Genomic DNA, 12,431 nt, shown 5'->3' with positions numbered 1-12,431 from the left:
CCAACCATTTGTGCGCGCGGCTGGCAAGCAGATGCAGCCTCGCGCGCGGGCTCCTCATAGAGTGGTGCCTGAGCGTGTCGCGCGGATCTCAGTCATGTCCATTCGGCGCTGCGGGCATTGCCATCCCCTTCATCCCGCCCATGTCCTTCATCATCTCATCGTGCTCGGCCGGTGCGCTCGCGATCAGGGTCTTGTATTGCTCGGGGGTCATGCCCGGCAGCTTGCGAACGAACGCCACCATGTTCCAGATCAACGGATCGGGATGGGTCTTGCCCCATGCCGGCATCGCGCTCAGCTTGACGCCATGCTTGATGATCCAGAATTGCTCCGCAGGCGACAGATCGGTGGTTTTGGCAAGCTCGGGCGCTTGAGGATAGAGACCCTGGCTCATCTCGCTGCGTTCGACGCCCGGCCCCAGATGGCAGCCCGAGCACATTTCCGTGTAGAGCGCGGCACCGGACGATATGCGCTTCGGATCGGAGAGGTTTGCGGGCGCCGCGATGTTCTGCGAATGCACCGCGATCGATCGATCGCGCAGGCTCTCAAGCATGGAATAGACGGGTCGCGTATGCGGATCGTCGGCTGCAATATTATAAACGCCGAAATATATGAAACCCGCAGCCGCGATGATCAGCGCGATCGCCGCGATCACGACGAAGGCCACGCTCGGAAAATGGTGCCTCATTCTTGCGCGGTCCATCATTTCCTCCCTTTCTACGAATATTAGAACCAGAGCCGAACGCCGGCGACCAAGCTCGTAACGGTAGGATCCTCACCGTCAGCGCGCGCGTAGCGGGCGGTCTGCCCGGTTTTCGCCGCGTAGGAGATGCCGATATAGGGCGCGAACTGCCGCGTGATCTCGTAGCGCAGCCTAAGTCCCAATTCGGCGCTCGACAGGCCCGCGCCCGTGCGCGTCTCGGGCACATCCTGCGCGGCCAGATTGAGCTCGACCCGCGGCTGCAGAACCACGCGCTGTGTGATGCGCTGATCATAATAGCCTTCCAGCCGGCCGAGCAGATCACCCTTGTCCGAGAGGAACAGCGCACCCTCGACCTCGAACCAATAGGGCGCCAGACCCTCGAAGCCGATGGTCGCGTAGGTCGTCGGCCGGCCCGGCTTGAAGTCGTGGCGGATGCCGCCCTGCAGGTTGAAATAGGGTCCGATCGCCCGGCTGTAGAGCGCTTGGACCTCCGCCGCCTCGACCCCTTGACGGAACGCGCCTTCACCTTCAGATTTCAGCCACAGGCGATTGATGTCGCCGCCGATCCAGGCCTCGCCGTCCCAACGGTAACCATCGCGTCCCTTCCGCGCCTGATATTCGGCAAGATTGAACATGACCTGATAATTGGTCTGGCCGCCCTGTTCCCGCATCATGTCGCGGCGGGCCGCCGCCATTTCGGGAGCGGGAAAGAGCTTCTCCGCATAATGGTCCATCGGTGGCCGCGGCGCAGCGGCAGTCCCTGCGGGCAGGTTCGTCCCCGTTTGAGCCAAGCCGGGCATCGCCGACATGTCATGGCCAGCCTGGGCGGCCGGCATGTTCATTCCGGGCATCGTTGATGCTCCCGGTTGCGATTGCATGCCGGGCATGGCGCCATGGTCCATCCCTTCCATCGTGCCCGACTGCGCCGGTGCGGCGGGCATTTTCATCGCGCCGTAATCCATGCCGGTCATTCCGGGCATGTCGCTCATCGACTGATCATTGGTCTTTGCGGCCGGCTGACGAGCAGCCGTTGCTGGTTTGCGCACGGAGGTTCGTTTCATCGGAACCGCTTTTTTCGCTGCGGGCTTCTTTGTCGCCGCCGGCTTCTTGGGCGCCGGTTTCTTCGCAGGCATCGACATGCCGGGCATACCCTGCATCGACTGGCCCTGCGCGGGTGCGGTAACTGTAACGGCGAGCGCAGATGTGGCCGCGAGCGCGGTGACGAGCCGGATCATGCCGCCGCTCCCTTCGGCCGAACGCTGACGACGCGCATCATCCCGGCGTGCATGTGGTAGAGCAGGTGACAATGGAATGCCCAGTCGCCGACCGCATCGGCGGTGAGGTCCCACGTCACTTTCCCGCCCGGCTGCACGATCACGGTATGCTTGCGCGGCGCGTGATCGCCATGTCCGGTCACGAGCTCGAAAAAGTGACCATGAATGTGGATCGGATGACCCATCATGCTATCGTTGATGAGGTTCACGCGCACCCGTTCGCCCTCGATGAACGGGATCGGCTCATGGTGGTCGGACATTTTCTCGCCATCGAACGACCACATGAAGCGTTCCATGTTGCCGGTCAGGTGGATGTCGATGCTGCGCGACGGTGCACGCACGTCGGGGTTGCGTTCGAGGGAGATCAGGTCGCGGTAGGTCAGAACCTTGTGGCCGACGTCCTCCAGCCCCTGGCCGGGCTCGCCGGTCCGGTCCATCGGCATCGGCGAGATGGTCTGAACGCCAGGGCCCTTTTTGACCTGCGGCGCCTTGGAGAAGTCGCGCATCTTCATCGAGCCCATATCCATGGAGCCCATATCCATCGAGCCATGGTCCATCCCGGGCATGCTGCCCGACTGCGCCGGCATCGCGCCGTGATCCATCCCGGCCATGGCGCCTCCGTCAGCAGTCATGCCCGAATGGTCCATCGGCATCGCGCCATGATCCATTCCGGTCATGGCGGCGGCGCCCGCGGCGATCGCGGTGGTCGCGAGTTTCGCCGACGGATTCTTCTCGGCAGTCGAATCGACCCCGCGCATCGCACCACCGGACATATCCATGCCCGCCATGCCGCCACCTGACATATCCATGCCCTGCATGCCGCCCATCGACATGTCGCCCATGCCCATGTCCTTCATGGTCGCAAGCGGCCGCTTCCTGAGCGGCGGAACTTCTGCAGCCATGCCCGCACGCGGCGCGAGCGTCGCCCGCGCCATGCCCGAGCGGTCGACGGCCTCCCCGACAAGGGTGAATGCCTTGTCCTCGGTCGGGGTGACGATCGCGTCATAGGTTTCGGCGACGCCAATCTGGAATTCCTCGACCTCGACCGGCATGACGTTCTGGCCATCGGCCTGGACGATCGTCAGCCTGAGTCCGGGAATGCGGACGTTGAAGGTTGTCATCGCCGAGGCGTTGACAACGCGTAGCCGCACTCGCTGGCCGGGCGTGAACAGCGCCGTCCAGTTGTCGAACGGGCCATGGCCGTTGACCAGATAGGTGTAAGCGGGTCCGGTCGCATCCGAAACGTCTGTCGGGTCCATACGCATCTTGCCCCAGTCGACGCGATCCTTGAGCGTCTGGTCGCGCCCGGCGAGCAGGCCCGCCAATGTCTGCCGCTGGAAATTGAAGTGGCCCGGATCGACCTTCATGCGCCTGAAAATACCCTCAGGCGAAATCTGGCTATGGTCGGAAAGTACGATCACATGCTCGCGATCATATTTAACCGGATCCTCGCCGGCCGGATCGATCACGATCGGGCCATAGTGGCCAAGCTGCTCCTGCAGACCGGAATGGCTATGGTACCAGTAGGTGCCATTCTGCCGAACCGGGAACTCGTACAGATAACTTGAACGACCCCTGATTCCCGGAAACGAGACGCCGGGCACCCCATCGAACTGGGGAGGGACCAGCAGTCCATGCCAGTGGATCGAGCTGTCCTCCGCAAGGTCATTGATGACGTTGAGCTTGACGTTTTGCCCTTCGCGCAGTCGGATGAGCGGTGCCGGGACCGTGCCGTTGATGCCGATCGCTGGTGACGACCGCCCGTCGACCATCATTGTCTGCCGGGCGATGCGTAATGTGATGTCGTTGCCCGAGACGGTCGGAAGCGGGGCGGTTATACCCGCCGACACCGGTTGGGCCCAGGCGGGGAAATAGCTCGACAGCGCAAGGCTGCCGCCGACAACGGCGCTGCCGCGCATGAACTGACGTCGACTGTATGGATGCTGCATGGTCTCTCTGGCCTGACGAGCGTTTGGCGTTCTCATAAGGATACGCGGCCCGCGCGCGCTTCCCTCATCAAAAGTTTCTTGGTCGAACAGATTGTTGCCGGAAAAGTCGAGCAGCGACTGTCAATTCGCCCTCGCGGCGCGCTTCGGCGGCAACCACCCTTATGTGTCTATCGTCCAATGATCAGTACAGATATGCGTGTGCGGAAACGCACGCCGGCTGAAAAGGATCAGCGAACGTCAGACGCCGAGCTCGGTACATTGCGCAATATGGATGCAGGCGGAGAGGGCGGTCGCGATTTCGCGGTTTGCGAAAGCGATCATGGGGCCTTGGGCCAGTCATCGCAACGTAGTTTTAACTTCATTTCTTCGCGTCCTGTGATCAGGTCTCCTGAGAGGCGCAATGACGCTGAGCGCTTGGGACGACATTGCGAAAACCGACAATCTGGCATTGACGTGCAGCGCGATCGCGTTGGTTTGCGGAAGGCTCGCGAGGTCGCTCGCACGGCTTCAAAGATCGACAATGCGAATGAAGATCGTCTTTGTGATCGGGGCACCGTTTCGGGCTGTCCATGACGCTGCAATGGAAGTAATCTTTGCATTGTGCGCCCGGCACTATTTCAATTGTCAGAAATATCGCCGGGTTGGCGTGAACAGCTCGGCGCCACGAACGGCCGCTTCTATATCTAATCTTGCTTGCATATAGGATCTTCGATTTGCCACGAATTGCCAATATCGCATCAAACAAAACTAAGATATTGCGTGCAAGCGATTCATATATAAGCTGCATCCCGGCTCAATACCCCGGAATCGACGGTCGTCCATTCGTCAATACCTGGAAGCCGCTGCTTTCACCTCGAGCACGCCGACCTATTGAACTGGTCGGCCTAGCTTCTCCATTAGCCGCATTAGCCGCGCGCGCGCACGATAAATGCGCGTCTCGACGGCCTTTTGGGTGATACCAAGGACATCGGCGGTTTCAGCCTGGCTCAGACCCTCGATCGTTCGCAGCACGAGAGGTTCCTTCAACGTCGTCGGCAGCGTCGCGATCAGGCGTGTCACGCAGTCGAGTTCCTGGCGATCAGCGGTGGCATCATCGACTGCGACCTGGTCATCCGCGATCGCCTCGGCTTCTTCCGTCAACGGGCTGGCAAAGGAAAGAAAGCGGCGAACCTTCTGCTTGCGCGCCAGATCACGACACTTGTTGAGCGCGATTGCGGAAAGCCAGATCCGCATCGAGCGCGCCTCGTCGTAGCGCGACAAGGCCTGGTGGGCCGAGATGAATGTCTCCTGGGTGAGATCAAGCGCATCGTCGGCATTGCCCAAGCAGCCCCGCGCCAGACGAAATACGACTTCCTCGTAGCGGCGAACGATTTCGGCGAAGGCAAGCTGGCGGCCGGCGTGGCTGAGCACGGCGAGCTCACCGTCAGACAGCGCCGTCCAGTCGAGGCTCACCGCGCATCTTCGGTAAGCGCCTTCACCACCGCCTGGTCGAATTGCGTCGTCTGATTGGGCTTCAGCAACTGGCGCATTGCGAAAATATGCGAAAGTGTTGCTTTCTGCAGCTCGCCCATGGCGGCATGGCTCTGATCGACGGCCGCTGCGACACGCGGGCCGTTCCCATGCTCGGCCTCGATCGCCGCTGCAAGCCGGGCATTGTCGGCCCGCAACTCAAGCTCCAGCGCGCGGCGCTGTACCGCATAGCGCCGTTCGAGCGCCTCGAGACGCGCTTGCTGATTGCCGTCTAGCGCCAGTCGGTGGTGCAAAACCTCGTGGAGCTCGGCGCCTGGTTTCGGCGCCGCGGGTAAGAGTTCGCGGCCGATGAAAACACCGCCCAGCGCCGCGCCAAAAGCGGTCACGACCGTGACCGTGGTCCGCCAAGAGGGGTTCACGGCGCACCCATGAGCAGTGTTGACGGCGCAAGCGGCGAGCTCGGACCCAGGGGCGCCAATGGTGACGCAAAGCTGGCCGATGCGGGAACGCTTCCCGCGACCCCCATGATCAGCGCTGCAGCGACAGTACCGATGCTGAGGCCCAGCCCAGCGCGCGCGGCAGTCCTGGCGTTAAGCCGGGCGAATACCCTGTCTTCCATCGATGCGAGCCCGGGAGGCGCCGGTACCCGCGCAAGCTGCCGAAGCAGCGCGTCAAGATCATCCATTTCCGTCACTCCAACGCTCTTATAACAGATTACGCGGCGGCAACCTTTACCCCTCACAAGCGGATGAGGTGGATGGCTCCCGCTCACGGCATCTGAGTGCCAAGATGGGTTGCTGTCAGGCAAACCCGAGCAAAGGAGCCATCCGCCATGGAGATTAGCACGATCGGCCTCGATTTGGCCAAGAACGTTTTTCAGGTTCACGGCATCAGCGCGACCGGCGAGGTCGTGGTCCGCAAGACGCTGCGGCGATCGCAGATGCTTCCCTTCTTCGAGAAGCTGCCGCCGTGCCTGGTTGGGGCCGAGGCTTGCGGGACGTCGCATCATTGGGCGCGCGAGTTGGCCAAGCTGGGCCACGAAGTGCGGCTAATGCCCGCGATGTATGTGAAGGCCTACGTGAAGCGCGGCAAGAATGACGCGGCCGACGCCGAGGCTATTTGCGAGGCGGTAACACGCCAGACCATGCGGTTCGTGCCCATCAAGTCGCGCGAGCAGCAGGCGGCGTTGTCGCTTCATCGCGTGCGCAGTCTGTTGATCAAGCAGCGCACGCAGTTGGTCAACATGATGCGCAGCGTGCTCGCCGAGATGGGCATCGCTATCCCGATCGGGATCGTGAAGGCGCTGCAGATGGCACGGGAGATCATCGACGGCGAGTCCGGGCTCGATCTGCCAACCGAGGCGGTGAACGTCGTCGCCATGCTGGCTGCGCAACTGCTCCAGCTTCACGCCCAGTTGCGCAAGCTTGACCTGCGTCTAGCCGCTCTGCAGCGGAGCGACGACAGGGCCCGCCGCCTGGCGACGATCCCTGGTATCGGGCCGATCGGCGCGACCGCGCTCGCCGCGTCGGTGACTGATCCAAGCCAGTTCTCGTCAGGGCGCCAGTTCGCCGCCTGGCTGGGGCTGACCCCGCGACAGAGTTCGAGTGGGGGCAAGGAACGCCTGGGGCGCATCACGAAGATGGGCGACAGATACCTGCGGCAGCTTCTGGTGGTCGGCGCAACCGCACTGGTTCGATACGCCAAGGAGAAGCCCGGCACGGTCGATCCGCGCTTCGTTGCACTGCTCGCCCGAAAACCTGCTCGCGTCGCTTCGGTCGCCATCGCCAACAAAATGGCGCGGATCGCATGGGCGGTCATGGCTCGGGGCGGCACCTTCGAACGAGGGCATGCACCGATGCTGGCCGCAGCATAGATCGAGAGCTTGGCTGAGGAGATCAGCTTCAAGAGGTTGTGAGAGCAAAGGATGTGATGGCAAAACCGGTCGGACCGGGAGCAAGGACAACCCAAGGAATGTCATAGGCGTCATAGCCTGCAAAGCCGATCGGACCTTGTTCGCGGACACCATCAGGGCCAGCAGTCTACACCGACTGCACAAGTAGGCCGGACAGACGACTGCAACCGACAAACAGTCAAAACATCACTTTACGCTTGCAACGCGGGAGCCATCCACAGACGACATTCGGAAAACGCACTGCTCCGGAAGTCTCCTCGTGGCGCGAGGCTGCCGTCGATCTCGCTCCCAATGCCGCCGCTAACGTTCGCGTTCTGTGGGCGCGTCCGCAGATGTTTGATAGTCGCGCTCGAGCAGATCGTTGTGGATCGCCGTCGCCGCGATTGCAGCATGGCCGGTGGCTACGCAAATCTGGTCCAACCCTTCGACGACGTCACCAATCGCGTAAAGCCCAGATATCGACGTTTGTTGGTGTCCATCGGTCAGAAGGCATCCTTGATCGCTCATATTGGCGCCAAGCGCCGCAGCCAAGTGGGTCCGAGCCGTTGACCCGAGAGCTGGATAGAGTGTGCCGAACGATCGCCCCGGTAATCCATGCCACGAAGCTTCGATCGTGCCGTCAGCCAGTCGCAAACCGGCGATCGGCTCCGCAACGACTTCGATGCCTGCCTTCTCCAGACGTTCAAGGTCGCTGGTCGCCAGATCGAGCGAGCGTTGCGCAAGCAAGGTGACCGCAGCGCCATATTGGCGCAGGAACAAGGCTTCCGCCGCGCCGTGGCGATCCGCGCCCAGGACCGCAATCGGCGTCAGACGCGCTTCGTAGCCGTCGCAGATCGGACAATAGCGGATCAAGCCCTGCGAGACGCCGAGCGCGTGCATGGTTTCCGAAATATCTGGCTTATGATTGACGACGCCTGTCGCAAGAATGACCGATCGCGATCGAAGGACATCGCCGGCGCAGCTGATAAGGAACCCCGGCCCCGATGAAGTGATTTCATCGACCTCCGCTTTTCGGACGGCGCTGCCGTATTCGCGAAGTTGCGTTTCCAAGCGGGCGAGCAACTCGATGCCTGACAAGCCGTCCGGGAAGCCGGGAAGATTATGCGATCGTGGGATGGACGCAGCGCGTCCCGCTCCCGCGTCGATCACCACACAGCTGCGTAGGAAGCGCGATAGATAGATTGCGGCGGTCAGCCCAGCTGGACCGCCTCCGATCACGGCGCAATCGAGCATTTTTTGCGGATGGCCGTCCCAGCGGCGGTCGGTTGATTGTACAGACATTCAGGGTTGCTCCGTGACCAAGACGGCACCCGACCCTCGAAGGCGGTTAGTAAGACGCCTGCAGCGATCTTCCGGTGCGGATAAACAATGATACGCCTTCGGCGGCTTCATCCCTCACGGCGCGATGCCTCTCTTGCCGTGTCGAAAAAGGATGTGAGGGATGAGCTCGCGCGCCGCGTAACATCAGATGAGCCTCACAAAATGGAGAATCGCTCAATGCGCCGTTTCATTGTTACCGCTGCTACCCTCGCCATGGCCCTCCTCGGCGGAACCGCCTACGCGCACCCCAAGCTCGTATTGGCGAACCCGCCGGCCGATGCCGTGGTGGCGTCGCCTAAGAATATTACGCTCGAATTCAGTGAGAAGTTGATGCCGGCCTTCTCGAAAGCTGATGTCAGCATGGCCGCAATGCCTGGCATGGCGGCGATGAAGATGGCCAGCAGTTCGACTGTCGCGCCCGATGGCAAGACGCTCGTCATCACGCCGAGTTCGCCGCTCCCGCGCGGCCGCTACACCATCGACTGGAACGTGGTGTCGGCGGACACGCACAAGGTCAGTGGGCATCTCGCATTTGCGGTGAAGTAAGCCAATGTTCGACGGGCCGACCATCGTCGTTCGCTTTGCGTTGTACCTTGTGCTTGCGGCGTTGTTCGGCCTTTCGGCGTTCAGTCTTTACGGGCTGCGCGCGGACGAGCGCGAGGATGCGATCGCGCTGCGGCCATGGCTGACGGGCTTCGCCGTCTTCGGTCTCCTGTTGTCAGCTTTCGCGCTGCTGCTGATGGTGTCGGTCATGGCCGGGACGCCGTTCTGGCCCGTCGATAGAACCGCCGTGGGCGCGCTCCTGGGTGGCGGCGCAATCGGCACGGCGTGGGTGGTACGCATGGCTGCACTGGCGATCGCCGGTGGTTTGGCACTGGCCGTTGCCGACAGAGCATGGTCGCTAAGCCTGATCATGACGGCGGCGGCCGTTTCGCTCGCGACGCTGGCATGGACCGGTCACGGCGCCATGGACGAGGGGGCTGCCGGCTGGATTCATCTGGTCGCCGATATCCTCCATCTGGTTGCAGCCGGGGCCTGGGTCGGCGCACTTTTCGGCTTACTGCTGTTACTCGCGCGCCCGGTCGAGCGCGTCGATGTCGCTCATCTCAGGCTGACTCACCGGGCGCTCCACGGATTTGGCGGTATCGGAACGGTTGTCGTCGCAGTCGTCGTCGTCACGGGTCTGGTCAACAGCTGGCTTCTTGTTGGGCCGGACCAGGTCAGGGGGCTCGGCGCGAGCCTTTACGGCCGCCTGCTCCTCGCGAAGCTTGCGCTTTTCGTGGGCATGCTGGCGCTCGCCTCTCTCAACCGGTACCGACTGACGCCGGCGTTCGAACAGTCGATCGCGCGTGACGATCATCGCGGCGCATTGGTTTCGCTGCGGCTGAGCCTGGGCGTTGAGACTGCCTGCATCGTCGTCATCCTTGCGCTGGTTGCGTGGCTGGGCACGCTCGCGCCGCCGGCATCGGGGATGTGAACGCAGTGGGCCAGTCTCTCCTCCTGGACGAGGCTGGTCGGATGCTCGTTGTGATTGGCCTGATCATGGTGGTTCTCCTCACGCCGATGATGATCGTTTCGTTGGTCGTCAGCATCATTCAGGCAGCGACTTCGATCAGCGAACAAAGCCTCAGTCTTGTACCGAAACTGATCGTTTTGCTCCTTTGCCTCTCCGCATTCGGTGCCGCGATTGCCGAGCTTCTGATCAAGTTCACGGGTGAAATCTTCGGGATCATCGCCGCAATGGGTCGCTGATCGCCGATCGCCGGATCGGGCTTGCAGCGTGAAGGGGCGGCCGCGAAGTCGAAATTCGCGCGTCGGCGCGACAAGGGCGCGATTATGGGGCGCGACAGTGGTCCGGATTGCCGTGTCGAAACAGAACAAAAACGGCTGCCGGCGACGAACAACCACGATGAATGCTCGCCCTGGCGAGGGGTCCCGGGCGTAGCCGCGTAGTTAGGATTAGGTCTCCCGGCTCGATGCCAGATCGTGACGGCAGATTCAATCAACGGGGGTGTCAGATGGCTGAAACGAGCACCGGCGCCGAAGAAAGTGCCGCCCAGCGATCCCGGTCCTACCACGTCCTCGATATTCTGCGCGGTATTGCCGCGATGAGTGTCGTCGTGCTTCACTTTCCTCACGCATTCGCGCCGATCGCCGCGCCCGGCGCATATCTCGCCGTCGATCTTTTTTTTGCGATGAGCGGATTTGTTCTCGCCAATGCCTATGACGCCAGGCTCGCCGGTGGGATGAAGGCTGGCGCCTTTCTGCGGGCGCGTCTCATTCGATTGTTTCCGTTCTACCTGTTCGCGCTGCTGCTCAGCACCATCGAACTCGCCTATTTTTATCGCCATGATGAGCTGGGAACGGCGGTCGTGATTTCGAGCGCGTTCAATGTTTTCATGCTTCCGGTGCCCCCCCATCGGATTTCCCGACAACCCTCTCTTTCCGGCCAATTTTGTCGCGTGGACCCTGTCGTTCGAGCTCCTGGCCAACATTATCTATGCTGCAACGGTTTCTCGGCTCTCATCGCAAAAGCTGGCGGTCGGCATTGGCATAAGCGGGGCTGCGCTGGCCGCCATCGCCATCGCTCGTGGTGACCTCAACGGTGGTGCTTATTGGCCTGACGCGCATCTTGCGGTTCTTCGCGTGTTCTTTTCCTTCTTTTTGGGCGTGCTCGTTTTTCGTGCTCGAGTGGCGGGACGACTCCCGGTGATCCGTGTCCCGGCTATCGTCCCGGTCGGTGTCGCGACGCTGGCGCTTGCGTGGCCAGTTTCCGCTTCAATCCGCGGGGCGACCGATGCAGTGATCGTGCTCGCGATTTTTCCGCTGATTCTTATTGCTGCGACAGCGCATGCGCCGCGACCCAGTCGGGCCATCGACAGGCTGCTCGGCGACGTGTCTTATCCAATCTACGTGCTACAGATCCCGGTCTTTTCGGCCGTCGTACTGGGGGCAGCGCGGGTGTCTCCTGGCCTGCTTCGAGCGAGCGCGCCATGGATCGGTATCATGGTGCTGGTCGGGCTGTGCGCCGGATCGTGGTTTGTCGCGCAACGGGTGGAAGTCCCGTTACGCCGGCGGCTCAGCGTTCGGGCGGCGCTGACATTCCGCGGCGATGATCGACGCCACGGCGCGCGGCAGAGCGAGTTAAGGCCAGACGATGCTCGGACTGATTAAAGTCATTGGTTTTCGCGCTTTGAAGACCGCGATCAGCCCGGTAAGTGTCGGTACGACAGCAGTCTCGGTCACTTCTTCGAAGCCAGCCTCCTGGAGGAGCCTCGGAAGAACGCCGTCGGCGTTCGGCTGAGTGTCGGTCGTTCCGTCGAGGCGCTGCACCGTTTGTCGAAACAGCATTCGCATAAAACTACTTCGCTGCTCGCCGTAGTCGGCCAAGATCAGGCGGCCGCCAGGCGCGAGCGCATCGAACATTGCACCAAGACCAGCACGCTTTTCCTCAAGCGGCACTTGATGAAGGACAAGCGTACAGGTCACCGCGTCGAAGGCACCGCGACGACCAGCTGCAGCGTCCCGAGCGAAACCTTTGGTCCAAAAGATAGGGGCTGCGCTTCGCGGTTCCTTGGCGATCGCCCGCACCAGCGTTTCAGGGTCGGGATCGATCCCGGTAATCTTGGCCATTGGCTCGATGCTTTTGATGGCAATCGCAAGCGTGCCGGTCCCGCAACCGACGTCCAAAATTCGTTCACCTGGTTGCGGGGCGAGGGTGCGAAGCACGATGCGCCGCCAACATTTTTCGCGGGTGAAGAGTCGGATCGCAAGATCATATAATGTGCTTGGTGCGCGGCCCAAAG

At 61.9% G+C, this 12,431-nt stretch carries 13 protein-coding genes; 6 read left to right on the top strand and 7 right to left on the bottom strand.

Annotated features, from left to right (window positions below):
- Positions 1–88 precede the first annotated feature (88 nt).
- The 5 genes from BGN95_RS06990 to BGN95_RS06970 all read right to left on the bottom strand — a co-directional run bounded on the left by BGN95_RS06990 (position 89) and on the right by BGN95_RS06970 (position 5,779).
- Positions 89–700, bottom strand: coding sequence for a c-type cytochrome (locus tag BGN95_RS06990; protein ID WP_286772078.1), 612 nt, complete (start codon positions 698–700; stop codon positions 89–91).
- Positions 701–723: 23 nt separating this feature from the next.
- A complete protein-coding gene (locus tag BGN95_RS06985; RefSeq protein WP_286772077.1) occupies positions 724–1,935 on the bottom strand; it encodes a copper resistance protein B in 1,212 nt (403 codons plus the stop codon).
- Positions 1,932–3,923 (bottom strand): copper resistance system multicopper oxidase, encoded by a 1,992-nt coding sequence (locus tag BGN95_RS06980; protein WP_286772076.1) that lies wholly within the window; start codon positions 3,921–3,923, stop codon positions 1,932–1,934. The genes BGN95_RS06985 and BGN95_RS06980 overlap by 4 nt, the downstream gene beginning before the upstream one ends.
- 867 nt (positions 3,924–4,790) lie before the next feature.
- Complete coding sequence (locus tag BGN95_RS06975) at positions 4,791–5,375, bottom strand: RNA polymerase sigma factor (protein ID WP_286772075.1); 585 nt, start codon at positions 5,373–5,375, stop codon at positions 4,791–4,793.
- Positions 5,372–5,779, bottom strand: coding sequence for a periplasmic heavy metal sensor (locus tag BGN95_RS06970; protein ID WP_286772074.1), 408 nt, complete (start codon positions 5,777–5,779; stop codon positions 5,372–5,374). The genes BGN95_RS06975 and BGN95_RS06970 overlap by 4 nt, the downstream gene beginning before the upstream one ends.
- A gap of 446 nt (positions 5,780–6,225) precedes the next feature.
- Here BGN95_RS06970 and BGN95_RS06965 point away from each other — a divergent pair, with 446 nt between their 5' ends.
- Positions 6,226–7,266 (top strand): IS110 family RNA-guided transposase, encoded by a 1,041-nt coding sequence (locus BGN95_RS06965; protein WP_286772073.1) that lies wholly within the window; start codon positions 6,226–6,228, stop codon positions 7,264–7,266.
- Positions 7,267–7,605: 339 nt separating this feature from the next.
- Here the strand turns inward: BGN95_RS06965 and BGN95_RS06960 are convergent, their stop codons facing one another.
- Positions 7,606–8,586, bottom strand: a complete 981-nt coding sequence (locus tag BGN95_RS06960) for an NAD(P)/FAD-dependent oxidoreductase (RefSeq protein ID WP_286772072.1) — start codon at positions 8,584–8,586, stop codon at positions 7,606–7,608.
- 216 nt (positions 8,587–8,802) lie between these two features.
- On the opposite strand from BGN95_RS06960, the gene copC reads away from it, so the two are divergent.
- The 5 genes from copC to BGN95_RS06935 all read left to right on the top strand — a co-directional run bounded on the left by copC (position 8,803) and on the right by BGN95_RS06935 (position 11,799).
- Positions 8,803–9,171, top strand: a complete 369-nt coding sequence (gene copC / locus BGN95_RS06955; RefSeq protein WP_125619097.1) for a copper homeostasis periplasmic binding protein CopC — start codon at positions 8,803–8,805, stop codon at positions 9,169–9,171.
- Positions 9,172–9,175: 4 nt separating this feature from the next.
- Positions 9,176–10,102, top strand: a complete 927-nt coding sequence (gene copD / locus BGN95_RS06950) for a copper homeostasis membrane protein CopD (RefSeq protein ID WP_286772071.1) — start codon at positions 9,176–9,178, stop codon at positions 10,100–10,102.
- 41 nt (positions 10,103–10,143) lie between these two features.
- A complete protein-coding gene (locus BGN95_RS06945; RefSeq protein ID WP_286772070.1) occupies positions 10,144–10,377 on the top strand; it encodes a flagellar biosynthetic protein FliQ in 234 nt (77 codons plus the stop codon).
- A 266-nt stretch (positions 10,378–10,643) separates the two neighbouring features.
- Entirely contained in the window at positions 10,644–11,222 is a 579-nt protein-coding gene (locus BGN95_RS06940) for an acyltransferase family protein (RefSeq protein WP_286772069.1), read from the top strand.
- On the top strand, positions 11,110–11,799 hold the full coding sequence (locus BGN95_RS06935) for an acyltransferase family protein (protein WP_286772079.1): 690 nt from the start codon (positions 11,110–11,112) through the stop codon (positions 11,797–11,799). The genes BGN95_RS06940 and BGN95_RS06935 overlap by 113 nt, the downstream gene beginning before the upstream one ends.
- On the opposite strand, the gene BGN95_RS06930 is transcribed toward BGN95_RS06935, so the two are convergent.
- Positions 11,770–12,429: a class I SAM-dependent methyltransferase gene (locus BGN95_RS06930; protein ID WP_286772068.1), complete on the bottom strand. Its 660-nt coding sequence runs from the start codon at positions 12,427–12,429 to the stop codon at positions 11,770–11,772. The two genes, BGN95_RS06935 and BGN95_RS06930, sit on opposite strands and share 30 nt — an antisense overlap.
- Between the last annotated feature and the right edge of the window lie 2 nt (positions 12,430–12,431).

This window comes from Sphingomonas sp. 66-10, assembly GCF_001897045.1.
GTDB classification, from domain to species: domain Bacteria; phylum Pseudomonadota; class Alphaproteobacteria; order Sphingomonadales; family Sphingomonadaceae; genus Sphingomonas; species Sphingomonas lycopersici.
This window is presented reverse-complemented; position numbering and strand designations above follow the sequence as displayed.

What these genes read in the sequence shown, in the direction of transcription:
- BGN95_RS06980 (WP_286772076.1), bottom strand. Translation starts at nt 3,923, where the DNA reads ATGCAGCATCCATACAGTCGACGTCAGTTCATGCGCGGCAGCGCCGTT.
- BGN95_RS06990 (WP_286772078.1), bottom strand. Translation starts at nt 700, where the DNA reads ATGGACCGCGCAAGAATGAGGCACCATTTTCCGAGCGTGGCCTTCGTC.
- BGN95_RS06945 (WP_286772070.1), top strand. Translation starts at nt 10,144, where the DNA reads ATGCTCGTTGTGATTGGCCTGATCATGGTGGTTCTCCTCACGCCGATG.
- BGN95_RS06965 (WP_286772073.1), top strand. Translation starts at nt 6,226, where the DNA reads ATGGAGATTAGCACGATCGGCCTCGATTTGGCCAAGAACGTTTTTCAG.
- BGN95_RS06940 (WP_286772069.1), top strand. Translation starts at nt 10,644, where the DNA reads ATGGCTGAAACGAGCACCGGCGCCGAAGAAAGTGCCGCCCAGCGATCC.
- BGN95_RS06985 (WP_286772077.1), bottom strand. Translation starts at nt 1,935, where the DNA reads ATGATCCGGCTCGTCACCGCGCTCGCGGCCACATCTGCGCTCGCCGTT.
- copD (WP_286772071.1), top strand. Translation starts at nt 9,176, where the DNA reads ATGTTCGACGGGCCGACCATCGTCGTTCGCTTTGCGTTGTACCTTGTG.
- copC (WP_125619097.1), top strand. Translation starts at nt 8,803, where the DNA reads ATGCGCCGTTTCATTGTTACCGCTGCTACCCTCGCCATGGCCCTCCTC.
- BGN95_RS06960 (WP_286772072.1), bottom strand. Translation starts at nt 8,586, where the DNA reads ATGTCTGTACAATCAACCGACCGCCGCTGGGACGGCCATCCGCAAAAA.